Annotated in this window: 23 protein-coding genes; 13 read left to right on the forward strand and 10 right to left on the reverse strand. The window is 69.4% G+C overall.

Annotated features, from left to right (window positions below; all coding sequences use genetic code 11):
* Nucleotides 1–42 precede the first annotated feature (42 nt).
* From I8N67_RS14415 to I8N67_RS14425, 3 genes are all read right to left on the reverse strand, one after another.
* Nucleotides 43–975, reverse strand: coding sequence for a M20/M25/M40 family metallo-hydrolase (locus I8N67_RS14415; RefSeq protein WP_200303468.1), 933 nt, complete (start codon nucleotides 973–975; stop codon nucleotides 43–45).
* A complete protein-coding gene (locus I8N67_RS14420) occupies nucleotides 872–1,999 on the reverse strand; it encodes a polyamine ABC transporter substrate-binding protein (protein WP_307835241.1) in 1,128 nt (375 codons plus the stop codon). The genes I8N67_RS14415 and I8N67_RS14420 overlap by 104 nt, the downstream gene beginning before the upstream one ends.
* A 150-nt stretch (nucleotides 2,000–2,149) precedes the next feature.
* The gene (locus tag I8N67_RS14425; RefSeq protein ID WP_200303469.1) at nucleotides 2,150–3,586 is read right to left on the reverse strand and encodes a gamma-aminobutyraldehyde dehydrogenase; all 1,437 of its coding nucleotides are present in this window, start codon (nucleotides 3,584–3,586) and stop codon (nucleotides 2,150–2,152) included.
* A gap of 177 nt (nucleotides 3,587–3,763) precedes the next feature.
* On the opposite strand from I8N67_RS14425, the gene I8N67_RS14430 reads away from it, so the two are divergent.
* From I8N67_RS14430 to I8N67_RS14460, 7 genes are all read left to right on the forward strand, one after another.
* The gene (locus I8N67_RS14430) at nucleotides 3,764–4,300 is read left to right on the forward strand and encodes an Lrp/AsnC family transcriptional regulator (RefSeq protein ID WP_200303515.1); all 537 of its coding nucleotides are present in this window, start codon (nucleotides 3,764–3,766) and stop codon (nucleotides 4,298–4,300) included.
* 13 nt (nucleotides 4,301–4,313) lie between these two features.
* The gene (locus I8N67_RS14435; protein ID WP_200303470.1) at nucleotides 4,314–5,684 is read left to right on the forward strand and encodes an aspartate aminotransferase family protein; all 1,371 of its coding nucleotides are present in this window, start codon (nucleotides 4,314–4,316) and stop codon (nucleotides 5,682–5,684) included.
* A 194-nt stretch (nucleotides 5,685–5,878) separates the two neighbouring features.
* Nucleotides 5,879–6,616, forward strand: coding sequence for an ABC transporter ATP-binding protein (locus tag I8N67_RS14440; protein ID WP_200303471.1), 738 nt, complete (start codon nucleotides 5,879–5,881; stop codon nucleotides 6,614–6,616).
* On the forward strand, nucleotides 6,598–7,884 hold the full coding sequence (locus I8N67_RS14445; RefSeq protein ID WP_200303472.1) for a hypothetical protein: 1,287 nt from the start codon (nucleotides 6,598–6,600) through the stop codon (nucleotides 7,882–7,884). Before I8N67_RS14440 ends, I8N67_RS14445 begins: the two co-directional genes overlap by 19 nt.
* A gap of 124 nt (nucleotides 7,885–8,008) precedes the next feature.
* Nucleotides 8,009–8,425 (forward strand): VOC family protein, encoded by a 417-nt coding sequence (locus tag I8N67_RS14450; protein ID WP_200303473.1) that lies wholly within the window; start codon nucleotides 8,009–8,011, stop codon nucleotides 8,423–8,425.
* A gap of 152 nt (nucleotides 8,426–8,577) precedes the next feature.
* Nucleotides 8,578–9,702: an LOG family protein gene (locus I8N67_RS14455; protein WP_200303474.1), complete on the forward strand. Its 1,125-nt coding sequence runs from the start codon at nucleotides 8,578–8,580 to the stop codon at nucleotides 9,700–9,702.
* 207 nt (nucleotides 9,703–9,909) lie between these two features.
* Nucleotides 9,910–10,605: an LAETG motif-containing sortase-dependent surface protein gene (locus I8N67_RS14460; RefSeq protein ID WP_200303475.1), complete on the forward strand. Its 696-nt coding sequence runs from the start codon at nucleotides 9,910–9,912 to the stop codon at nucleotides 10,603–10,605.
* A gap of 74 nt (nucleotides 10,606–10,679) precedes the next feature.
* Here the strand turns inward: I8N67_RS14460 and I8N67_RS14465 are convergent, their stop codons facing one another.
* The 5 genes from I8N67_RS14465 to rlmN all read right to left on the reverse strand — a co-directional run bounded on the left by I8N67_RS14465 (nucleotide 10,680) and on the right by rlmN (nucleotide 16,677).
* The gene (locus I8N67_RS14465) at nucleotides 10,680–11,495 is read right to left on the reverse strand and encodes a maleylpyruvate isomerase family mycothiol-dependent enzyme (protein ID WP_234045686.1); all 816 of its coding nucleotides are present in this window, start codon (nucleotides 11,493–11,495) and stop codon (nucleotides 10,680–10,682) included.
* Nucleotides 11,496–11,506: 11 nt separating this feature from the next.
* On the reverse strand, nucleotides 11,507–12,541 hold the full coding sequence (locus tag I8N67_RS14470; protein ID WP_200303476.1) for an ABC transporter ATP-binding protein: 1,035 nt from the start codon (nucleotides 12,539–12,541) through the stop codon (nucleotides 11,507–11,509).
* Nucleotides 12,541–14,139 carry an ABC transporter permease gene (locus I8N67_RS14475; RefSeq protein ID WP_200303477.1) on the reverse strand — a complete coding sequence of 533 codons (1,599 nt, stop codon included), beginning with the start codon at nucleotides 14,137–14,139 and terminating at the stop codon, nucleotides 12,541–12,543. The genes I8N67_RS14470 and I8N67_RS14475 overlap by 1 nt, the downstream gene beginning before the upstream one ends.
* 83 nt (nucleotides 14,140–14,222) lie before the next feature.
* Nucleotides 14,223–15,311, reverse strand: coding sequence for a thiamine ABC transporter substrate-binding protein (locus I8N67_RS14480; protein WP_200303478.1), 1,089 nt, complete (start codon nucleotides 15,309–15,311; stop codon nucleotides 14,223–14,225).
* 259 nt (nucleotides 15,312–15,570) lie between these two features.
* Complete coding sequence (gene rlmN / locus I8N67_RS14485) at nucleotides 15,571–16,677, reverse strand: dual-specificity RNA methyltransferase RlmN (RefSeq protein WP_200303479.1); 1,107 nt, start codon at nucleotides 16,675–16,677, stop codon at nucleotides 15,571–15,573.
* 559 nt (nucleotides 16,678–17,236) lie between these two features.
* Between rlmN and I8N67_RS14490 the strand changes: the two genes are divergently transcribed.
* The 3 genes from I8N67_RS14490 to I8N67_RS14500 all read left to right on the forward strand — a co-directional run bounded on the left by I8N67_RS14490 (nucleotide 17,237) and on the right by I8N67_RS14500 (nucleotide 19,048).
* Entirely contained in the window at nucleotides 17,237–17,851 is a 615-nt protein-coding gene (locus tag I8N67_RS14490) for a hypothetical protein (protein ID WP_200303480.1), read from the forward strand.
* 160 nt (nucleotides 17,852–18,011) lie between these two features.
* Nucleotides 18,012–18,479 carry a GntR family transcriptional regulator gene (locus tag I8N67_RS14495; RefSeq protein ID WP_307835242.1) on the forward strand — a complete coding sequence of 156 codons (468 nt, stop codon included), beginning with the start codon at nucleotides 18,012–18,014 and terminating at the stop codon, nucleotides 18,477–18,479.
* On the forward strand, nucleotides 18,476–19,048 hold the full coding sequence (locus I8N67_RS14500; protein ID WP_200303481.1) for an HD domain-containing protein: 573 nt from the start codon (nucleotides 18,476–18,478) through the stop codon (nucleotides 19,046–19,048). Before I8N67_RS14495 ends, I8N67_RS14500 begins: the two co-directional genes overlap by 4 nt.
* On the opposite strand, the gene I8N67_RS14505 is transcribed toward I8N67_RS14500, so the two are convergent.
* Nucleotides 19,036–19,509: an NUDIX domain-containing protein gene (locus I8N67_RS14505; protein ID WP_200303482.1), complete on the reverse strand. Its 474-nt coding sequence runs from the start codon at nucleotides 19,507–19,509 to the stop codon at nucleotides 19,036–19,038. The two genes, I8N67_RS14500 and I8N67_RS14505, sit on opposite strands and share 13 nt — an antisense overlap.
* Before the next feature lie 2 nt (nucleotides 19,510–19,511).
* A complete protein-coding gene (locus I8N67_RS14510; protein WP_200303483.1) occupies nucleotides 19,512–20,285 on the reverse strand; it encodes a helix-turn-helix domain-containing protein in 774 nt (257 codons plus the stop codon).
* Between the two features lie 662 nt (nucleotides 20,286–20,947).
* On the opposite strand from I8N67_RS14510, the gene I8N67_RS14515 reads away from it, so the two are divergent.
* Genes I8N67_RS14515 through I8N67_RS14525 form a run of 3 tightly spaced genes read left to right on the forward strand, consistent with a single transcriptional unit; the run spans nucleotide 20,948 to nucleotide 22,523 of the window.
* Nucleotides 20,948–21,217 (forward strand): DUF6284 family protein, encoded by a 270-nt coding sequence (locus tag I8N67_RS14515; protein ID WP_200303484.1) that lies wholly within the window; start codon nucleotides 20,948–20,950, stop codon nucleotides 21,215–21,217.
* Complete coding sequence (locus tag I8N67_RS14520; RefSeq protein WP_200303485.1) at nucleotides 21,214–21,666, forward strand: Pycsar system effector family protein; 453 nt, start codon at nucleotides 21,214–21,216, stop codon at nucleotides 21,664–21,666. The genes I8N67_RS14515 and I8N67_RS14520 overlap by 4 nt, the downstream gene beginning before the upstream one ends.
* On the forward strand, nucleotides 21,663–22,523 hold the full coding sequence (locus tag I8N67_RS14525) for a protein spdB (protein WP_200303486.1): 861 nt from the start codon (nucleotides 21,663–21,665) through the stop codon (nucleotides 22,521–22,523). The genes I8N67_RS14520 and I8N67_RS14525 overlap by 4 nt, the downstream gene beginning before the upstream one ends.
* Nucleotides 22,524–22,569: the final 46 nt, after the last annotated feature.

The following is a 22,569-nucleotide window of genomic DNA, read 5'->3' on the forward strand; positions in this document are numbered from 1 at the left end:
GCCACATCAGCCACATCAGTTGCATCAGTTGCATCAGTTGCATCAGTTGCATGGCGAGCCTCCCATCCCCCGTACCGCCGCCACCACGAGCCGCGCGGCCAGCGTCACCTCGGCGAGGTCCACCGACTCCGCCGCCGCGTGGGCGTCCGCCACCGAGCCGGGACCGAAGACGACCGACGGGACGCCGGCGCGGGCGAGCTTGCTGGCGTCCGTGCCGAAGGGCATGCCCCGGACCTCGGACGGGCGGTCGTGGTCGGCGAGGGCCCTGCACAGGGCGGTGACGATCTCGGCGTCGGGCCGGGTGTCGAGGGCCGGGTCGACGGTGAACGGCGGGTCCACCTCCGCGCCCAGCGCGGCGAGTTCGGCCCGGTCGTGCGCCCATACGGTCTCCAGGTCCTCGCCGGGAAGCGTACGGCGGTCGACGTCCACCTCACAGCTGCCCGGAACGGTGTTGGGGCCGGTACCGCCCCGGATCCGGGTGACCGTGCGGGTGGCGTGGCCGAGGAGCGGGTGCGGCGGGACACCCGGGACGTGGTCGGCGAGGTGGGCGATGACCGGCCCCATCAGAGTGATCGCGTTGACGGCCTCCTCGGGGCGTGAACTGTGCCCCGCACGCCCCATGGTGCGCGCGGTGTATCGGACGACCCCCTTGTGCGCCACGGCCGGCACCAGCCCGGTGGGCTCCCCGACGACCGCGCCCACGACCGCGCCCACGGCCACCCGCTCCGCCAGGGCGTCCACCAGCCGCAGCACCCCCCGGTACGCGTGCTCCTCGTCGCACACCCCGGCCAGTACAACCGTGTACGGCGGCGGCTCGCCCTCGGCGAGTTCGGCGACGGCCAGCAGGAACGCGGCCAGCGGCCCCTTCGCGTCACAGGCGCCCCGCCCGTACAGCCGCCCGTCCCTCACCTCGCCGTCGTACGGCCCGACGGTCATCCCGTCCGTCTCGACCGTGTCGAGGTGCGACTCCAGCACGACCGCCGACTCGCTCCGCCCCGGCACGACGGCGACGACACTGCACCGCCCCGGCAGCACCTCGTGCAGCTCGGCCGCCACACCCCGCCCCGCCAGCCACTCCCGTACGTACTCCGCGGGCGAGGTTGGGGATCATCAGGGACTCCGACCAGAGTTCGGCGCCCTCCTCGGGGACGACGAAGCGGATGTCCGGGTCGTCGGCCTGGAGTTGGATGACGTCGCCGGAGTAGGCCTGGCAGGTGAGGACGTCGCCGCTCGCCAGGTCCTTGATGTAGTCGTTGCCGGTGAAGCGGCGGATGTGGCCGGCGCGGACGCGGGAGGCGACCTGGTCGCAGACCAGGTGGAAGTCGTCCGCCGTCCAACGGGTGACATCGACACCGTTGCCCTGCATGAGCAGCGCGAACGCCTCGTCGAGGCCGGAGAGAAGCGTGACCCGGCCCTTGAGGTCGTCGGCCCACAGCTCCGACACCCGGCGTAGCTCGCGGCCCACCCTCCGCCGGTTGTACGCGAGGCCGGTGATCCCCGACTGCCAGGGCACGGTGTACCTACGGCCGGGGTCGAAGGCGGGGGAACGCAGTTGCGGGTCGAGATACTCGGTGACGTTCGGCTGACCGGCCCGGTCCATCTCCTGCACCCAGCCCAGCCGTACGAACCGGGCGCACATCCAGTCGCTGATGACGACCAGGTCGCGGCCGGTCTGCTGATGGTTCATCAGGGCCGGGCTGATCTTGCCGAAGAACTCGTCGTTGTCGTTGATCTCCTCGGCGTAGTCGACGGCGACACCGGTGCGCTTCTCGAAGGCCTCCAGAGTCGGGCGCCGCGAGTCGTCCGAGTCGTCCGTGTCGATGTACAGCGGCCAGTTCGCCCAGCTCAGCCGCTTGTCGCGGGCCGAGAGGTCGGCGCCCGCCCGGTCCCCGGGCGCCACATACGCGGCGGGCACCCCGCAGCCGGCGAGGGCACCGAGCGCCGCGCCGGTGCCGAGGGCGCGCAGCAGGGAGCGGCGGTCGATCTGCGGCAGGGACACCCGGGCAGCATGCCGGTAGGGGCCCGGATCGGGCAACGGACCCCGCGCCCCGACGGGGGCGCGGGGCCGGGGCCATGTGCGGCGGCAGCCACACATGGCCCCCACTCACCCACGGCCCACAGCCCACAGCCCACAGCCCACAGCGAACCCTCAGTCCAACGACGTCATCACATGCTTGATCCGCGTGTAGTCGTCGAACCCATAGCCCGAAAGGTCCTTGCCGTACCCGGACTTCTTGAACCCGCCGTGCGGCATCTCCGCGACCAGCGGAATGTGCGTGTTGATCCACACGCACCCGAAGTCCAGCGCCTTGGACATGCGCATCGCCCGCCCGTGGTCCTTCGTCCACACGGACGACGCGAGCGCGTACTCGACGCCGTTCGCCCAGCCCACGGCCTGCGCCTCGTCCGAGAAGGACTGCACGGTGATGACCGGCCCGAAGACCTCCTGCTGGATGATCTCGTCGTCCTGGCTCAGCCCCGAGACGACCGTCGCGGCGTAGAAGTACCCCTTCTCACCGACCCGGTGGCCACCCGCCTCGACCTTCGCGTGCGCGGGCAGCCGCTCGATGAACCCGGACACCTGCTTGAGCTGGTTGGGGTTGTTGAGCGGCCCGTACAGCACGTCCTCGTCGTCCGGCTGCCCGGTCTTCGTCTCGGCGGCGGCCTTGGCCAGCGCCGCCACGAACTCGTCGTGGATGGACTCCTGCACCAGCACCCGTGTCGCCGCCGTACAGTCCTGCCCGGCGTTGAAGAAGCCCGCCACCGAGATGTCCTCGACGGCCTTGGCGATGTCGGTGTCCTCGAAGACGACGACCGGCGCCTTGCCGCCGAGCTCCAGGTGGACGCGCTTGAGGTCCTTGGACGCGGACTCGGCGACGGACATGCCCGCGCGCACGGAACCGGTGATGGACGCCATGGCCGGGGTCAGATGCTCGACCATCAGGCGCCCGGTGTCCCGGTCGCCGGTGATGACGTTGAAGACGCCCTTGGGCAGGATCGACCCGATGATCTCGGCGATCAGGACGGTCGACGCCGGCGTGGTGTCCGACGGCTTCAGCACGACCGTGTTGCCCGCGGCGATCGCCGGCGCGAACTTCCACACGGCCATCATCATCGGGTAGTTCCAGGGCGCGACCTGGGCACAGACACCGACCGGCTCCCGGCGGACGATCGACGTCATCCCTTCCATGTACTCGCCGGCGCTCCGCCCCTCCAGCATCCGCGCGGCGCCCGCGAAGAAGCGGATCTGGTCGACCATCGGCGGGATCTCCTCGGAGCGGGTCAGCCCGATCGGCTTGCCCGTGTTCTCCACCTCCGCCGCGATGAGTTCCTCGGCCCGGTCCTCGAACGCGTCGGCGATCTTCAGCAGGGCCTTCTGGCGCTCGGCAGGAGTCGTGTCACGCCAGGCCGGGAACGCGGCATCGGCGGCGGCCATCGCCGCGTCGACGTCGGCCTGGCCGGACAGGGGCGCGGTCGCGTAGGCCTCGCCGGTCGCGGGGTTGACCACCTCGGTGGTCCGTCCATCGACGGCGTCACAGAATTCCCCGTTGATGTAGTTGCGCAGACGACGCAGCTCGGTGCTCACTGCCGGCCCTCCAGGTTGGGTGTCCAGGTATGGGTGTCCAGTCCTTGAGACACCACCCTAATCCGCAGCCCCACGTTTTCAACACCCCCGACACCTCGGTCACTGCGAAATCCGCAAATCATGAGCCCGTAAACAACGAATTTCATCGGTCCAGCCTTGCGGAACCGCCGAGACGTCGTGCACAGTGAGGCCGTGGCCAGTCGAAGCGCAGACCAGAGAGACTCCAGGGAACCCAGGAGGGACACCAAGGAGCCCAGGAACGGCACCCCGCAGTTGGACGCCGTCTCCCTCGCCATCGTCCAGCAGCTCCAGGAGGACGGCCGGCGGCCGTACGCGGCGATCGGCAAGGCCGTCGGCCTGTCCGAGGCGGCCGTGCGCCAGCGCGTCCAGAAGCTGCTCGACCAGGGCGTGATGCAGATCGTCGCCGTCACCGACCCGCTCACCGTGGGCTTCCGGCGGCAGGCGATGCTCGGCATCCACGTCGACGGCGACCTGGATCCCGTGGCGGACGCGCTGACGGCCATGTCCGAGGTGGAGTACATCGTGATCACCGCCGGCTCCTTCGACCTCATGGTGGAGATCGTCTGCGAGGACGACGACCACCTCCTCGAAGTGATCAACAAACGCATCCGGACCCTGCCCGGCGTGCGCTCCACCGAGAGCTTCGTCTACCTCAAGCTCAAGAAGCAGACCTACATGTGGGGAACCCGATGACCGTGAGGACGCGATGACCGTGAGCCCCAAGGACCTCAGCCAGACCGCGTACGACCACCTGTGGATGCACTTCACCCGCATGTCCTCGTACGAGAACGCCCCGGTCCCCACCATCGTCCGGGGCGAGGGCACGTACATCTACGACGACAAGGGCAAGCGGTACCTCGACGGTCTCGCCGGTCTGTTCGTGGTCCAGGCGGGCCACGGCCGCACCGAGCTGGCGGAGACCGCCTTCAAGCAGGCGCAGGAGCTGGCCTTCTTCCCGGTGTGGTCCTACGCCCATCCGAAGGCCGTGGAGCTGGCGGAACGTATCGCCGACTACGCGCCGGGCGACCTCAACAAGGTCTTCTTCACCACCGGCGGCGGCGAGGCGGTCGAGACCGCCTGGAAGCTCGCCAAGCAGTACTTCAAGCTCACGGGCAAGCCGGGCAAGTACAAGGTCATCTCCCGCGCGGTCGCCTACCACGGCACCCCGCAGGGCGCCCTGTCCATCACGGGTCTGCCGGCCCTGAAGGCCCCCTTCGAGCCGCTGGTGCCGGGCGCGCACAAGGTCCCGAACACCAACATCTACCGCGCCCCGCTCTTCGGCGACGACCCGGAGGCGTTCGGCCGCTGGGCCGCCGACCAGATCGAACAGCAGATCCTCTTCGAGGGCCCTGAGACGGTCGCGGCGGTCTTCCTCGAGCCGGTGCAGAACGCCGGCGGCTGCTTCCCGCCGCCGCCCGGCTACTTCCGGCGGGTCCGCGAGATCTGCGACCAGTACGACGTGCTGCTCGTGTCGGACGAGGTCATCTGCGCCTTCGGCCGGCTGGGCACGATGTTCGCCTGCGACAAGTTCGGCTACGTCCCGGACATGATCACCTGCGCCAAGGGCATGACCTCCGGCTACTCCCCGATAGGCGCCTGTGTCATCTCCGACCGCATCGCCGAGCCGTTCTACAAGGGCGACAACACCTTCCTGCACGGCTACACCTTCGGCGGCCACCCGGTCTCCGCGGCCGTCGGCGTCGCCAACCTCGACCTGTTCGAGCGCGAGGGCCTCAACCAGCACGTCCTCGACAACGAGGGCGCCTTCCGGTCCACGCTGGAGAAGCTGTACGACCTGCCGATCGTCGGCGACGTCCGCGGCAACGGCTACTTCTACGGGATAGAGCTGGTCAAGGACAAGGCCACGAAGGAGAGCTTCGACGACGACGAGACCGAGCGGATCCTCTACGGCTTCCTGTCGAAGAAGCTGTTCGAGAACGGCCTGTACTGCCGTGCCGACGACCGCGGCGACCCGGTCGTCCAGCTCGCACCGCCGCTGATCTCCGACCAGTCGACCTTCGACGAGATCGAGCAGATCCTGCGGGCGACCCTGACGGAGGCGTGGACGCTCCTCTGAATCGTCCGCAGCGGTTGTTCAAACGGCCCGGGACGCACCCATCCGAGTGAGATGGGTGCGTCCCGGGCCGTGTGCCGTCCGGCCCCCACCACCCTGACTCCCTAGCGTGCCCCTGTAACCGATCGGCCCTGCCTTCGTTCCCCCGGACGGGGGACTCCCCCCGGCAATCCTGATCCGAACCGAGGTGTACGCCCATGGTGGCCCCGCCGGACAACGACGTGCTCTGGGCACGTGGTCTGACCTACGCGCACGACGGCTCGCCCGCGCTGCAAAACGTGTCGCTGGGCGTCCGCGAGGGCGAGATCCTCGCCGTCACCGGCCCGCGCGGCAGCGGCAAGACCACGCTCCTGCGGTGTCTGTCCGGACAACTGCGGCCCCAGCAGGGCGCGGTGTGGTTCAACAGCATTCCCGTGCACACCATGGGCCCGCTCGCCCGTGAACGGCTGCGCCGCGACCGCTTCGGCTGGATCGACCCCGAGCCGGTCCTCGTGCCCGAGCTGAACGTCTGGGAGAACACCGCCCTGCCGCTGATGCTGCGCGGCACCGGCCGCCGGGCCGCCAAGGCCGCCGCCCTGGAGTGGCTGGAGCGCCTCGACATCCGCGACTCGGCCCGCAAACGGCCGCACGCCCTCCTCCAGTCCGAGCGCCAGCGGGTGGTCGTCGCCCGCGCCCTGGTCGCCGCCCCCACCGTGCTCTTCGCGGACGAGCCGACCGCCCAGCTGCACCGCGCCGAACACACCCATGTGCTGCGCACCCTCACCACGGCGGCCCGTTCGCACGACATCACGGTCGTCCTCGCCACGTACGACGCCGAGACCGCGTCCCTCGCCGACCGGGCGGTGTCCCTGCTGGACGGACGGTGTGTGAAGACCGTCCAGCTGCCCGCCGCCGCGGACGGGGAAGGCCGGGCCGCGTGCTCGCTCTCCGCCTAGCCCGCCGGGCCCACCCCGTCGTCCAGCTCCGCCGGCTCCTGGTCACCGCGGCCACCGGCGGCACGGGCTTCCTGCTGCTCTGCGCCCTCGGACACGCCATGGCCCACCCGAACGCCCCGGCCGGCTCGGTGCTCCGCCTGGGGTGGTGCGTCGCGCCCGCCGCCGCCACCGTGTACTTCGCGGTGACCGTGGCCCGCACGGACCCCGGCACCCGGCCCCGCCCCGGCCTGTCCGCCATCGGCCTCGGCCCCGGCCGGCTGATGGCCGTCTCGGCGGTCACGACGGCCCTGTCCACCGTCCTCGGCTCGCTCCTCGCCCTGCTCTTCTTCCTCCATCTGCGCGGCGACCTCACGGGCATGCCCTTCGACGGCGCCGCCGCCGACGTCCTCGCCGCCGAGCGGCCCCTGCCCGTGCCGGCCGCCCTCACCCTCCTCGCCCTGGTCCCGGCCGTCGCCTCCCTGACGACCGCCCTCGTCCTGCGCCCCAGGGACACCCGGGCCCGGCCCGCCGGACCCCGGACCCGCTTCATGGCGTACGACACCTTCGACCTCCGCCGACGCGCCGCGGCACCGGCCGGCGCGACGCGGTACGAGGAGGAGCCGGACGAGGAGGCCGCCGGGCCCCCGGCACCGGCCGAGCAGCCGGAACCGCCGACTCCGCGCCCCGCCCCCGGCGGCCTCCCCTGGGGCATCGCCGTGCTCGCCGTCGGCCTCGCCATCGAGACCTACGCCGGACAGTCCGACGCCGGCTCCGCCCTCACCCTGCCCGGCGGCCTCGCGGACAGCCCCGCCGGAGTCCTCGGCGGCTGGCTGCTCACCGCGCTGGGCCTGGTCCTGGCCGGCCCCGGGCTCACCCACTTCACGGGGCTGCTGCTCCAGGCCGTACGCCCCGGCGCGCTGCGGCTGCTCGCCGGTCGGGTGCTCCAGGAGGAGGCCCGGCGGATCGGGCGGCCGCTCGGGGTGGTGTGCGCGGTGGCCTCCGGCGCGTACACCATGGTGACGCTGGCCTCCGGCACGCGCCCCACGGTCGGGCCGCTCACCCTGCTGGGCGCGGCCGTCGTGGCCGGCAGCACCGTCCTCACCCTCGCGACAGCCGCCGTCGAGGCCCGCCGGGCGCACGCGGACACCACGGCCGCGCTGTTGCGGATGGGGGCGCCCAGGGCTCTGCCCCGCCGGGCCGCCCTGGTCCGCGCGGGCGCCCTGCTGACCGTGTTCGGCCCGCTGACCTGGACGGTCGCCGTGCTGGCGGCGCTCCCGCTGGCCGCCTGAGACACGCACCGAAAGCCGGTACGGAAAAGCCGTACGAAAAAAGTCCGCGACCGGCGATGAGTTTCGCGGGCGCCCCCCGTCTATCCCTCCGTACAGACCGAAACCGAATGGGAGAGGCCTCGCCATGAGCCAGACATACCAGCAGATGATCTTCGTGAACCTGCCCGTGAACGACCTCGACGCCTCGAAGAAGTTCTTCACGGAGCTCGGGTACTCGCTCAACCCCCGGTTCAGCGACGACAACGCGGCCTCCGTCGTGATCAGCGACACCATCGTGGCGATGCTGCTCACCAAGCCGTTCTACGCGTCCTTCACCAAGAAGGAGATCGCGGACGCCTCGAAGACCAGCGAGGTGCTGATCTGTCTGAGCGCCGAGAGCCGCGAGAAGGTCGACGAGCTGGTCGACAAGGCCGTCGCCGCCGGTGGCACCGCCTCGGAGCAGGTCCAGGAGTACCCGCAGATGTACGGCCGCGCCTTCGACGACCTCGATGGCCACACCTGGGAAGTCATGTGGATGGACCCGGCCGCGATCGAGGGCTGAGCCTCGGCCGACAACCGTGCCCGTCACACCGCGCCCCCGAAGGGGCGCGGGGAACCGCGCGACAAGCCACGACGCACGCGCACTCGCGCACACACCCGCGGGCCCACGGTCATGGCCGCCGCTCCGCCGGCGGAGCGCCCTAGCATGGGCGGGTGCAGACGATGCCCGCCCATGCGGCCCACCACGGTGACCATGAGATAGAGACGCTGGAGGAGTTCGACGCGACCGTCTCGGCGCGCGGCTCCCTCGCCGGATACCGGATCCAGGCCGTCGACCTGACGGACCGTACGCGCGAACTGCTCGCCACCGACACGGCGGGCGCGGTCTTCCTCGGCTGCCCGATGCGCGAGCAGGCGGCGGCGAAGATCCGCGCGGACGGCGCCCTGGTCTTCCCACCCGTCCCCGGCCTGCCCTTCGATCCGTACCGCGGCCTGGTCTACTCCCCCGACGAGCTCTTCACGTCCCTGTCGGACGGCGGTTACGAGGCGACGCCCGACGCCCGCTCGTACGCCTGGTTCCAGCGGACCAAGGCCGACCGGGACGTCCTCTCCTCCCTGCTGCGCGCCGTCCACGACGACTCCGTCTCGGACGCGCTCGACGAACTCCTCTCCGGGGCGCGGGTGGTGGGTGTGATGGGCGGCCACGCGATGGCGCGCGGCACGGAGGCGTACGAGGGTGCCGCGCGCCTCGGCCGTACGCTGGCGCGCTCGGGTCTCACCGTCGCCACCGGCGGTGGTCCTGGCGCGATGGAGGCGGCGAACCTGGGCGCCTACGCGGCCCCGTACGACGACGAGATGCTCGCCGAGTCGCTCCCGCTCCTCGCGAAGGCGCCGAAGTTCACGCCCTCGATCACCGAGTGGGCGGCCGCCGCCTTCGAGGTGCGCACCCGCTGGCCCCGGGGCGGGACCTCCGTCGGTATCCCCACCTGGTTCTACGGCCACGAGCCGCCGAACCCGTTCGCCTCGCACATCGCCAAGTACTTCGCCAACGCCACCCGCGAGGACGGTCTCCTCGCCCGCTGCGGCAGCGGTGTCGTCTTCCTGCCGGGCGCCGCCGGAACCGTCCAGGAGATCTTCGACAACACGACCCCCAACTACTACGAGTCGCGCGGCGAACCGACCCCCATGGTCCTCGTCGACCGCGCCCACTGGACGGAGAAGCTGCCCGCCTGGCCGCTGGTCCGAGCGCTGGCGCGCGGCCGTTCGATGGAGGCCCGGATCGCCCTGGTGGATCACATCGACGAGGCCCCGGAGGCCTTGGCCCGCCTCGGGAGCTGAGGGTTGCGCGCAGGGCTACGCGCGTTGCTGAACGGAGGTCAAACGTCCGGATGGTTAATCAGCGGGCAAAGCCAACTGCTCGGACACTTCTTCGGATTGACAGTACTTATGGCGCGCTTATAAACCTGTGAGGCACATGGGGAAGCCGCTGTTCCGGCGGCACACCTCCCTCACCCCCCACCTATGTGCCTCTCTTGAAGGGCAAACGTGTCCATATCTCCCCGTATCACGCGAACGGTGCGTTGTCTCGGTGTCGCCTCCGCGTCCACCGCACTCGTGCTCGGCATCGCGGGCAGCGCCGCGGCCTGCAGCATCAAGGACTTCTCCGCCGTGGCGGAGTGCGACGGCGACAAGGGCGTCATCCGCGTCACCGACGTCGACCCGCTGGGCATCAAGGCGGAAGTCAGCGTCTATCTGGAGAACAACGGGGCCGACCTGCGCCTGGTCGGCACCGACGAGATCAAGGGCTCCACCGCCGAGGGTGTCACCATCACCTTCGCGGAGGCCTGGGAACCCAACGCCGAGTACCGCGTCCACATCAAGGCGAAGAAGTACGTCGACGAGGATCTGCCGATCCTGACCGCGCCCGCCACGGCCTGCGCGAAGGCGGAAACCCCGCCCGCCGCCTCGCAGAGCCCCAAGGAACCGGCACAGGACGAGAACAAGGGCGAGGACGAGCCGTCCGAGACCAAGAACTCCCCCACGCCGTCGGCCTCGGAGAGCACCGCACCCGCCGGTTCGAGCGACAACAACGTTCCCTCACCCGAGGGTGAGTCCAACCTCGCCGAGACCGGTTCCGACACCAACACCGGCCCCATCGCCGCCATCGCGGCGGCCCTGGTCTTTCTCGGCGCCGGTGCCGTGCACTACAGCATGCGGCGACGCGGGGCCTCCACCCGCTGACCCACCTCGTACGGCTGCGGCCCGCGCCCCCGAAGAGGGGCGCGGGCCGTACGCCTGTCACGGCTCGCCTCACCTCACCCGAACGTCGCCCGCACCAGCCAGAAGTCCAGCAGCTCCCGGTCCCCCAGTACCTCCAACTCGCCGCTGTCCGGGGGCAGCCGACGGTAGAAGGCGAGCAGGATCTCGGCGAGCGGCCCGCGCAGCGCGACCGTCGCCTTCTCGTGCCCCCGGCGCCAGCGCACGACATCCTCGGTCAGCTCGACAAGCCACTCGGCGTTCACCTCGGCGGAGGTGTCGGTGGCGTGCAGGTGGATGCTCCGACCCGGGCCGCGCAGTTCCGTCGCCGCGTCGTGCGGCATGGTCCGCTGCACGAACTCGACGATCTCCAGCCACTCGTCGATCGCGTCGGCGGCGATGTCGGGCGCCACCTCCACCGGCCGACCGACGGTGAGCGCGGCGTCGGCGCCGTGGATGACCTGCTCATGGGCCATCCGGCGGGCCCAGAACCCCGCGCTGTGCTCCCAGCCCCACGACCACACCGGTGCCTCGGGCCCCGCCTCGCGCAGTGTGGCCACGATCATCTCGCCGGTCTCCGCGAGCCACGCGTCCAGCGCGGCCGGGTCCCCCCGCTCCTCGGGTCCCTCGCACAGCGGGACCTCCGGCTCGGGCACCTCCTCCTTCGCCCGGGTCCGTACGTTCAGCTCGACCCAGCGCAAGGCGCCGCCGGTGTGCCGCAGAAGCTGTTCCAGTGACCAGTCGGGGCAGGTCGGCACGGTCGCCGAGAGATCGGCGCCGGAGGTCACGATGCCCCTCAACCGCCGTACCTGGAGCTCGATCTCGGCGCAGTAGCGGTCATGGCGGGCCTGTGGTTCTCGCGTACGCATCGGCATGGTGCCGCACCTTATGCGGCCGGACCGCCTCCCAGCACCATGATTTCGGCCGCGTCGAAGCAGACGCCGACCTCGTCGCCGGGCTCCGGCGCGTCCCGCAGCGCGCACGCCGCCTCCAGGCGCGGCGCGCCCCCCGGCTGGAGGTGCACGGCGACATGGGTGCCCCGGAACGTACGCGCGGCCACGGTGCAGCGCAGCCCGTCGGCCACGTCCACCAGCCGTACCCCGGCGGGCCGGACGAGCAGCGCGCACGCCCCCTGCGCCGAGCCCTCCGGCACCGGCACCTTGCCCCACGGGGTGTCGGCGGCCTGCCCGGTGACCGTCGCGTCGACCACGTTGTCGAAGCCGAGGAAACGGGCCACGAACTCGTCCACCGGCCGCTGCCACACGTCGAGCGGCGTGCCGGACTGGGCGATCCGCCCGTCCCGCATCACCACGACCCGGTCGGCCAGCGCGAACGCCTCCCCCTGGTCGTGCGTGACCGCCAGCACGGTCGTCCCCAACTCCCCGAACAGCTCCTGGAGTTCGACGACAAGCCGCTCCCGCAGCGAGCGGTCCAGCTGGCCGAGGGGCTCGTCGAGCATGAGCAGCCGGGGTCGTGGGGCGAGGGCACGGGCCAGCGCGACCCGCTGCTGCTCACCACCGGAGAGCTCCCCGACCCGCCGCCGCGCGGCCCCGGGCAGCCCGACCAGCTCCAGCAACTCCTTGACCCGTACCGCTCGTTCAGCCTTCGCCGCGCCACGCATCCGCGGCCCGAAGGCGACGTTCCCGGCCACGTCCCGCTGCGGGAAGAGCTGATGGTCCTGGAACATCAGGCCGACACCGCGCTTGTGCGCGGGCACGCCCGACTGATCGTGCCCGTCGAGCGACACCCGCCCGCCGTCGAGCGGTTGGAGCCCGGCGACCACCCGCAGCAACGTCGACTTGCCGCTGCCGCTCGGCCCCAGCACGCACACGATCTCGTGCTCGGCGACCTCCAGACCGACCGCGTCGAGCACGGGCCGCCCGTCGAACCGTACGGTCGCGTCCTCCAGCCGGAGCAACATCAGAACTCCCCCGTGCGATCGGTACGAAGACGCTCCAGCACCAGCAGGGCCACCGCGCACACCACCATCAGAATCGTCGAAAGGGCCATCGCCTGGCCGTAGTTGAGGGCCCCCGGCCGCCCGAGCAGCCGCGCCACGGCGACCGGCAGGGTCGGGTTGTCGGCGCGGGCGATGAACACGGTCGCCCCGAACTCCCCGAGCGACACGGCGAAGGCGAACCCGGCCGCGACCAGCAGCGCCCGCCGCACCATCGGCAGGTCGACCTCCCGCCACACCCGCCACGGCGACGCCCCGAGCACGGCCGCCGCCTCCCGAAGCCGCTCGTCCACCGCCCGCAGCACGGGCAGCATGGTCCGTACGACGAAGGGGACGCCCACCAGGGCCTGTGCCAGCGGCACCAGGATCCAGGAACTGCGCAGGTCCAGCGGCGGCTCGTCCAGCGCGATCAGGAACCCGAAGCCGACGGTCACCGCGGACACCCCGAGCGGCAGCATGAGCAGCGCGTCGAAGCCCCGGACGAGCCGGCCGGCCCGCCGGGTGAGCGCGGCCGCCGCGAGGCCGCCGATCAGTAGGGCGATGACGGTCGCCGCGCCCGCGTACTTGAGCGAGTTACCGACCGCCTCGATCGGCGCCACCAGGAAGATCCCGCTGTCGTCGCTGGTCAGCGCCTTGTAGTAGCCGAAGCCCGGCGCGTCGAGCGACCGCTCCACCAGCACACCCAGCGGCAGCAGGATCAGTACGACGACGGTGGCGAGGACCGCGCCGAGCAGCGCCCACTGCCCCGCTCCGCGCGGCCGCCGTGCCGTGAGCGAGGGGTCCACCAGCCGCAGCGCGGTCTCCCGCCGCCGTACGGTCCACGCGTGCAGGGCGAGGATCAGACCGACCGCCACGAACTGCACGATCGTCAGTACGGCGGCCGTCGCCAGGTCGAAGATCTCCGAGGTCTGCCGGTAGATCTCCACTTCGAGCGTCGAGAACGTCGGCCCACCGAGGATCTGCACCACCCCGAAGGAGGTGAAGGTGAAGAGGAACACCATCAGCGCGGCGGCGGCCACGGCGGGCGCCAGCGCCGGCAGGGTCACCCTCCGCCAGGCCGCCGACGGCGACGCGCCGAGCATCCGCGCGGCCTCCTCCTGCCGAGGGTCGAGCTGCGCCCACAGCCCTCCGACGGTCCGGACGACAACCGCGTAGTTGAAGAACACATGCGCGAGCAGGATCGCCCAGACCGTCGTGTCCAGCCGTACGCCCCACAGCTCGTCGAACAGCCCGCCGTGCCCGACCAGCGCCAGGAACGCCGTACCGACGACCACGGTCGGCAGCACGAACGGCACGGTGACGACCGCCCGCAGGATCTCCTTGCCCCTGAAATCGAAGCGCGCGAACACATACGCGCCGGGGAGCGCGATCAGCAGCGTGAGTGCGGTCGAGACGAGCGCCTGCCAGGTGGTGAACCACAGCACATGCCGGATGCCGGAGTCCCCCAGCACCTCCCCGATCCGCCCGAACTGCCAGACCCCGTCGAGCTTCAGCCCACGTACGACGATCGCCGCGACGGGATAGGCGAAGAACACCCCGAAGAACGCGACGGGCAGGGCCATGAGCCCGAGCCGCGCAGCGTTCCCCGTAGGTGTCCTTCGCGAAGACGCCTTCGCCACTGACGCCTTCGCTGCTGACGCCTTCGCTACTTCAGTACGAGAGAGGTCCACGACTTGACCCACTGGTCACGGTTCTCGGCGATCTTCTTCGGCGCCATGGTCTCGGGGTCCTTCGCCGCGGGCCCGTACTCGGTGAACTCGACGGGCACGGACGCCCCCTCGACCACCGGGTACACGAACATGTTGAGCGGCATGTCCTCCTGGAACTTCTTCGAGATCAGGAAGTCGACGAGCGCCTTGCCGCCCTCGGCGTTCTTCGCGTTGCTGAGCAGCCCCGCGAACTCGATCTGCCGGAAGCAGGTACCCGTCGCGACGCCGGTCGGCGCGGTCTTCGGCCGGGGGTCCGCGTAGACGACCTCGGCGGGCGGCGAGGAGGCGTACGACACGACGAGCGGCCGGTCGCCGCCGGCCTTCTTGCCGTCGGTGGACCCGGAGAACTCCTGGTAGTAGGCCTGCTCCCAGCCGTCGACGACCTTCACCCCGTTGGCCTTGAGCTTCTCCCAGTAGCTCGCCCACCCGTCGTCGCCGTACTTCGCGGCCGTACCGAGAACGAATCCGAGCCCGGGCGAGGAGGTGGAGGCGTTCTCGGTGACGAGCAGATCCTTGTACTCGGGCTTGATCAGATCGTCGAACGACCGCGGCGGCTCGATCTTCTTCTCACTGAAGTAGGCCTTGTCGTAGTTGACGCAGATGTCACCGGAGTCGATGGGCGTGACCCGGTGCTCGTCCTTGTCGAGCTGGTAGGCGGCCCCGACCTTGTCGAGCCCCTTCGCCTCGTACGGCTGGAAGAGGCCGTTGTCGAGCGCGCGGGACAGCAGCGTGTTGTCGACGCCGAAGAAGACGTCGCCCTGCGGGTTGTCCTTGGTCAGGATCGCCTGGTTGACGGCCTGCCCCGCGTCACCGCTCTTGAGGACCTTGACCTTGTACCCGGACTCCTTCTCGAACGCCTTCAGCACGTCCTTGGAGTAGGCGAAGGACCCGTGGCTGACGAGCGTGACGGTCTTGGAGTCGCCGCCGCTGCCGCTGCCCGAGTCCGTCGACCCGCACGCGGACAGCGTGAGGAGCCCCAGCCCGACGGCGAGAACCGTTGCCTTCTTGGTCTTGGTGATGCCCACTGAATTGATTCCTCCTGGGGTGACCAGGAAGAGACGCGGCCCTGCCCGGGACTCCACGAGGGGTTCCCGGGCAGGGCGCAACAGCTTGAGTGATGACCGAACTTCCTACCCAGAATGACCTGGGCGAGGTTCAGAGGGTCTGCGGCCCGATTGCCGCACTCTCAGCGCTGTGGCGCTCCCCTGCCGGAATATGAAGATATGCGTACGGACGTCAGGGTACCCCTTGGCCGGATTCCGACTCACGGCCGGTGCCGACGGGCTACTTCTCCGTGGCCGCCAGCTGCCCGCACGCCCCGTCGATCTCCTGCCCCCGGGTGTCCCGGACCGTCACCGGCACCCCGTGGGCGGCGATGGCCTCGACGAACGCCTTCTCGTCCTCGGGCCGCGAGGCGGTCCACTTCGAGCCGGGCGTGGGGTTCAGCGGAATCAGATTGACATGCACAGGCTTGCCCTTGAGCAACCGGCCCAGGCGGTCACCGCGCCACGCCTGGTCGTTGATGTCCCGGATCAGCGCGTACTCGATGGACAGCCGCCGGCCTGACTTCGCCGCGTACTCCCACCCGGAGTCCAGCACCTCGCGCACGTTCCACCGCGTGTTCACCGGCACGAGCGTGTCCCTCAGCTCGTCGTCCGGCGCGTGCAGCGAGATCGCGAGCCGGCACTTGAAGCCCTCGTCCGCGAACCGGTGGATGGCAGGCACCAGCCCGACCGTCGACACCGTGATCCCACGCTGCGAAAGCCCGAGCCCGTCCGGCTCCGGGTCGGTGAGCCGGCGAATGGACCCGACGACCCGGTTGTAGTTGGCGAGCGGCTCCCCCATCCCCATGAAGACGATGTTGGAGAGCCGAGCGGGCCCACCCGGGATCTCCCCGTCCCGCAGCGCCCGCATCCCATCGACGATCTGATGGACGATCTCGGCGGTGGACAGATTCCGGTCCAGCCCCGCCTGCCCGGTCGCGCAGAAGGGACAGTTCATCCCGCACCCGGCCTGCGAACTGATGCACATGGTCACCCGGTCCGGGTACCGCATCAGCACCGACTCCACGAGCGTCCCGTCGAACAGCCGCCACAGCGTCTTGCGGGTCGTCTCCTGGTCCGTCGACAGATGCCGCACGACCGTCATCAGCTCCGGAAGCAACGCCTCCTGAAGCTTGGCCCGCGCACCCGCCGGGATGTCGGTCCACTCCTCCGGCGCATGCGCGAACCGCGCGAAGTAGTGCTGCGACAGCTGCTTGGCACGAAACGGCTTCTCACCGATCGCGGCAACAGCTTCCTTACGCTCCGCAGGCGTGAGATCAGCAAGATGCCGCGGCGGCTTCTTGGCTCCGCGGGGGGCGACGAATGTGAGTTCTCCGGGCTTAGGCATGACCCACCAAGTGTCGCAGATCGAATCGCGTGACCTGCTGCTCACCCCGTGCATGGTGGTCGTCATTGGTCGTCTCTGGTCATGGTCGGCTCTCCTCGGACGGCCCACAGACGGCCCAGCCCGTCCCCGCTGGCCAGGGCATTCGAGCAGGTAGGCACCCATCAGCGCCACACTGGGGCAAGCCCGAAAGCATCGCGCCAGATAGGTTGGGGCGCGAGAACCCGAGTCTCAACTTGGCTACAACGCGAGGCGGTTAGCTCTGATCTCTCGCGATCCTGCTTCACTCGGCTGACGTCTGTCTGGGCGCGGCTACAGCCCGCACGCACACCTTCGGGGCGAAACGTTGATATCCGCAGAAAGCTACATTGGTTCCAATGACTTCTGGAACACAGTAATCACCGTAGCTACGACCGCCATCGTTGCAATTCTTGCGGCCTGGGCAACGCTTCGCAGCGTAAACCCAAAGCGTCGCCTCATATGGCGCCAGCATACTAATTCCACGCTTCTCCGGGATGTCAACGCGGCAACGGCGATCACCGTAAGTCATGGACAAAGCTCCTTGACTGAGCCAAGGCTCGTAGAAATCCTCATCAAGAATTCCGGACGGCGTGACATACAGGTTTCCGACTTCGCCAATGCCGAAAACTCCCTAATCTTCGACTTCGGCGCCCCTGTGATTTCCATACTGGACTCCAGAGTAGAACCCTCCACGTCTGCACCTGCTGTAACGTCACACGCTGGCAGCGAGTTGCGTCTACATCCAGGGCTGATCGCCAAGGGGCAGACTGTACAGCTCTCGGTTCTGGTAGACGGACCTGAGCAAGATGCCAGGCTTAAGGTTGCGACAATTCTCGAAACGCCCGCAAGGAGAGGCAACCAACTAGAATTTGAAAAGACTTCTAGACGCTTGTTTCGCGCCAGCCAAATAGCCTTGCCGATACTGGTGGCAATTGCGACAGTATTCGTGACAACTTCCGTGATCAGGGTTCTCGACGACACGGATCGCGCGCTGCAGAGAAACACCAAAGGCGTTGAGGACGCATCAAAGGCCGTAAAGGAGGCAAGCGACTTGTTGACCCTCCTGCGAAATTGCCGCTACTGGGATGTGTACGATCCGGAACGGGCGAAAAAAGAGTGCCCCAAAGTCACGGTTCCCAAGCGAAGTGACAACTGACCTCCACCCACACCCAGACAGCCAGGGAGCCCCGTCGTCAGCGAGCCTGTCCCTCAAGAGCTAGGGCAGCTGTCTTACCTGGACACCCCGAGGCGTTTGGGAAGCGGCCACGGCGTGCCACGCTTGGCTTCACGAATGAGCAGACGGAGAGGGAGAGCAAGTGTCACAGCAGGCGAGCCCTCGCGGGACTTTCCTGAAGATCGCAGAGGCGGTGAAGGCTCAGGTCGAGTCCGATCCGTCGATGACGGAACTACCGTCAGCCGCAGACCTCATGCGTGATCACGGTGTGTCGCGCGGTGTCGCACTCCGCGTGTTCGGCGTGCTTCAGAAGGACGGGATCGCTGAGCCGGTCCCCGGCGGCCGGTGGCGGGTGGTGCGCCAAGGCCACCACGAGGACCGCCGCCCTCTCGCCGACCGCATCGCGGCCATCATCACGGATGACGGCCTTGAGGTGGGGGCAGAGTTCCCGAGTGCGTCGGCGTTGAGCACGAGGTTCGACGTGTCGCGCCCCACAGTGAGCAAGGCTCTAGACAAGTTGGAGGCGGCCGGGTGGCTGTCGGAGGGAAGACAGGGCAAGGTGCGAACGGTGCGCGCCGTACCGAGTCGGGAGGGGCTCACCCAGCAGTGAGCGGCACAGGACTGCCAGAGTGGGCCTGCCCCCTCGCGGAGTCGCTGCTCGCTGAGCCGCTGCCGCGCCGCTGGAAGCACTCCCTAGGGGTCGCAGAGCGAGCGCGGACCATTGCCGCCGCGCTGGGCCCGGACGCTGAGCTACTGGAAGCCGCCGCCGTGCTCCATGACATCGGCTACGCGCCAGACCTGGCCAAGACCGGCTTTCACCCGCTGGACGGCGCCCGGTATCTCCGCGACGTGGCGCAGGCAGACGAGAGGGTTGTACGGCTGGTCGCGCACCATTCGTGCGCATGGATGGAAGCCGAAGCGCGGGGACTCCGCGATGAGCTAGAGAGTGAGTTCCCTCGCGAGACTCCCGAACTCACTGACGCGCTCTGCTTCTGCGACATGAACACCACGCCGGACGGCACCCCGACGAACCCCGTGGACCGGGTGAACGAGATCGCCGGACGGTACGGGCCCGACAGCCTCATTGGCACGTTCATCCGCCGTGCCGAACCCGAGATCTTGGCCAGCACGGCTCGCGTCCTCGGTCGGCTCGCCGCCACCAAGCTTCAGCCGACGTAGGGCGCCGTCCGCGTCCGATCCATCGCATGTTCGATCCTGAGCTGCATGGTGGGGTGGATGTCGTACTGGGACAGGTCCGTTGGGTCGACCCAACGGACCTGTGTCGTCTCGTTACTCGTACGGACATCGCCACCGACCGGCCGGGCGCGGAAGCACATGCTGAACTGCTGCCGCACTTCGCCGTCGTCGTACTGAAGCACGTGCGCGGGGTCGGTGTAGATCCCGCACAGTTCGATGACCTCCACCTTGATGCCGGTCTCTTCCCAGACCTCCCGCACCACGGTGTCGCTGATGAACTCGCCGGCGTCGTGCCCCCCGCCGGGAAGCGCCCAACGCCCGTTATCGGAACGCTTGATCAGCAGCACCTGTCCCGCAGCGTTCTGCACGAATGCCACGACGGACGGAACAACCGAGTTGGCCGGCGGGGCATCGGGGTTGTGGAAGTGGTCGATGCGTCCCATGCTCAGGCTCCCTTGAAGTCGCTTACTGTCGCCTGGCGCGCGCCTCCCCAGGTCTGTTCGATGCTATTCGCATAGGTGTCGAACAACCCGCCGCCCGGCATTCGCCGCAGGTGAAGGACGGGAGCCATGTAGGCCGCGACCCCGTAGACGTGGGTGTTCACCAGGATCTCGTCATCCGCGCGGTACAGGGAGTTGTAGAGGGTGGCCTGATGCAGCCGGAACCGTATCTCGGGGTGGCTCTCGAAGAGTGATCGGTAGTTGATCAGGGCGTTGCGGACCTTGCCGTCCATGAACCCGTGGCCCTCATCAATGCCGCGCTGCTTCACCGCTGCGCAATCAGGGTCCCCAAGCAGGATGCGCACCTGGGTCTGCCCCATGTTTCCCCCCAGCTCCACCTTCTTGCGGAGCAGGGCAAGGAACTGGGGATCCTCGGACAGAAAGAGCCCCGAGTACACGAGGACATCAAGGTACTTCTCTGCGCGCCCGTACATCTCGCGCCAGAGCCCCGCTGGGACCATGTGGCGGTGCGGGTAGACGTTGACGATCTCCGCTTTGCTGAGATCCGCAGCACTGTCAACGGCCCGGTTGTCGTCCCACAGGGTCGTCACGTCCACCTTGAGCACCGACGCCGTCGCGTACTGGTGTCGCCGGTACGGCACCTTCCCCTGCGTGATCCAGCGTTCGACCGTCTTCGGGTTCACCTCGATCTTCTCAGCGAGGTCGTGCACCGACATACCGCGAGCCAACAGGGCCGACCGCAAACGCTCGTTGGACATCTTCACCCCCGATAGGACGTCTAGGGACTTCTTGAAGGTAGCCAGATCTACTTGAGGTGTCCACGGGTGAGGTGACCAACTCCCCTGACCTGGGGCGATTCTGATTGTGCGCCAAGAAGTCCAGGCGCGAAGTCAAGAAGTTCCGTCGACCGACTTGACGGGACCCCCATGCAGTACCTGTAATACAGGTACTGCATCACGCAAGACCGGTGAGCGACCTTCCAAGGCCGTTCCCATGCACAGGGCGGGGACGCTGCAATCCCGCTAAAGGCCAGGTGGAACAGGGTTTCGGCCCGTACTGGCGAGGTGGCCCGGTGACCGCGAGCAACGGCCGGAGTGTGGGGACTTGGTCCCCCTTGCAGTGCAGTTCCCTTTCCCTTCGATCTTCGGGAGTCCCGATGGGTCAACGAACGCTTTGGGCGTCGCCGTGATGGACCGGCCGGCGTCGCCTGTGCGGTAGCTCGGTCCACTTCCTTCCAGCCTTCGCAGCGGCTCACGCTGCGCCGGTTGCCTCCCCCGGCCGTCCGGTCCCGCAGCTTGCGGAGTCCGTACGGGCGGGAGGCGGGGAGCCGGACATTCCGACCCAACGGCAAGCGCCCCCAGTGCTCGAACACCGGGGGCGCGGTTCGGGCCGTTGCCACCTTGCAGGGAGAACACGACCCATGAAGTCCATCGTCACTGTTCAGGACGCTGTTACCGCGTTCGCCGACTTCATCGAGCCGACGGATGCCGAGTTGGACGCGATCGAGCAGGAGATTCCGCTGATTCTGGCGGAGGTCGACCTGTTGGACGCGCAGATCATCACCCTCGACCACGCCCCGACCGAGCTGGACGCGCGGCGTATCCGCCGGGCCCGGAACCGGGTGCTGGCCGCCCGGCGGGACCTGGTCAACCGCACCGTCGCCGCGAGCCTGCCGGGCGGTGCCGCGTGAGCGCCACTGAGCGGAACCTGACGGCCGCGCACGCTGAGGTGAAGGCGGAGATCGCGCGGACCGACACCAAGACCGGTCTGTTGCTCGCGTTCATCGGTGCGGTGCTGGCCGGTGCGTGGACGGTCGCCAAGGACACGCCGCTCAACCCCGCCGCCTACGTCGTGGGCGGGTGCGGGATGGTGCTGCTGGTCGGGGCGGCGGGTCTGCTGCTGCGGTCGGTGCGGCCGAACCTGCGGGGCCGCCACGGTTTCCCGCTGTGGGCGACGCTCACCCCCGGCGAGATCACGACCACGCTGTCCGAGGTCGACCTCAGCGCGGACATCGCGGGCCTGTCCCGACTCGCCGTGGCCAAGTTCACCGGCCTGCGCCGCGCCATCGACCTCACCTGCCTCGGCGGCGCCCTGATCGTCCTCGCCGCCGTGATCGCTGTGGTGGGGGGTGCGGTATGAGGGGCAAGACCGTTCTTCCCGCCGTCGCGATGACGGCGGTGTCCATGGTCCTCACCCTCGCTGTGGTGCTGATGTGGCTGGGCACGGCGGTGCCGTGGCCGGTCGCGCTGGTCGTCGGTCTGGGCATCGACGGGGGATGGCTGGCCACCCTCGCCTACGAACGCCGCCTCGCCGCCCAAGGCGACCACAGCCGCACGGTGACCGCCGTCGGCTGGTCGTTCGGCCTCATCGCGACCGGCGTCCTCATCGCCCACGCCCTGACCGCCGAACACTCCGTCGGCGCGTGGCTGGCCGTGGCCTGGCTGCCCATCGCGGCCAAGGCGCTGTGGCTGGTTCACGGGCTGTGGGAGCGGACCGCGCTCACCCCGGCCGCTGTCGGTGCGATCCGGGGAATCCAGCAAGAGGCCCGTGACGAAGCGGCCGTGGCCCGTGCCCGGCTGCGGGCTGAGGCGGCCACCGAGGAGACCCGGCTGACGGCCGTGACGGAAGCCGGTGCCCGCGTCGCACGCGTCCAGTCCAAGACCGCCGCCACCCTCGCCGGGGCGTGGTCGACGCTCGAAGCGGCGCGGGACGGCGAGGACACCGGCAGGGCGCTGACCAGCGTGACGGCCCGCGTCACGCCCGGCGTCACACCCGCGTGGGAACTGCCCGTGTGGGGCCCGATGGAGCCGGTTTCCTCGCTCGCCCTGGAGACCGGTCCCGCGCTCACCGATGACGCGCTGGACGTGCTGGTCGACGACATCCGTCACAGCCAGACGCCCCCGCTGTCCTACCGCGAGATGGCCGTCCGCTTCCGCACGAACGGCCACTCCGCCTCCGAGGTCCGCCTGCGGGCCGCCTGGAAGCGGGTCGCCTGATGGCCGCCCGTGCCGCGTTCGCCGACCCGGACGGGTCCGAAGGGAG

The organism is Streptomyces adelaidensis, from assembly GCF_016598475.1.
In the GTDB taxonomy this organism is placed as follows: Bacteria; Actinomycetota; Actinomycetes; order Streptomycetales; family Streptomycetaceae; genus Streptomyces; species Streptomyces adelaidensis.

What these genes read in the sequence shown, in the direction of transcription:
- I8N67_RS14450 (WP_200303473.1), top strand. Translation starts at nt 8,009, where the DNA reads ATGAGCCAGACATACCAGCAGATGATCTTCGTGAACCTGCCCGTGAAC.
- I8N67_RS14440 (WP_200303471.1), top strand. Translation starts at nt 5,879, where the DNA reads ATGGTGGCCCCGCCGGACAACGACGTGCTCTGGGCACGTGGTCTGACC.
- I8N67_RS14515 (WP_200303484.1), top strand. Translation starts at nt 20,948, where the DNA reads ATGAAGTCCATCGTCACTGTTCAGGACGCTGTTACCGCGTTCGCCGAC.
- I8N67_RS14475 (WP_200303477.1), bottom strand. Translation starts at nt 14,139, where the DNA reads ATGGCCCTGCCCGTCGCGTTCTTCGGGGTGTTCTTCGCCTATCCCGTC.
- rlmN (WP_200303479.1), bottom strand. Translation starts at nt 16,677, where the DNA reads ATGCCTAAGCCCGGAGAACTCACATTCGTCGCCCCCCGCGGAGCCAAG.
- I8N67_RS14525 (WP_200303486.1), top strand. Translation starts at nt 21,663, where the DNA reads ATGAGGGGCAAGACCGTTCTTCCCGCCGTCGCGATGACGGCGGTGTCC.
- I8N67_RS14470 (WP_200303476.1), bottom strand. Translation starts at nt 12,541, where the DNA reads ATGTTGCTCCGGCTGGAGGACGCGACCGTACGGTTCGACGGGCGGCCC.
- I8N67_RS14465 (WP_234045686.1), bottom strand. Translation starts at nt 11,495, where the DNA reads ATGCCGATGCGTACGCGAGAACCACAGGCCCGCCATGACCGCTACTGC.
- I8N67_RS14510 (WP_200303483.1), bottom strand. Translation starts at nt 20,285, where the DNA reads ATGTCCAACGAGCGTTTGCGGTCGGCCCTGTTGGCTCGCGGTATGTCG.
- I8N67_RS14435 (WP_200303470.1), top strand. Translation starts at nt 4,314, where the DNA reads ATGACCGTGAGCCCCAAGGACCTCAGCCAGACCGCGTACGACCACCTG.
- I8N67_RS14505 (WP_200303482.1), bottom strand. Translation starts at nt 19,509, where the DNA reads ATGGGACGCATCGACCACTTCCACAACCCCGATGCCCCGCCGGCCAAC.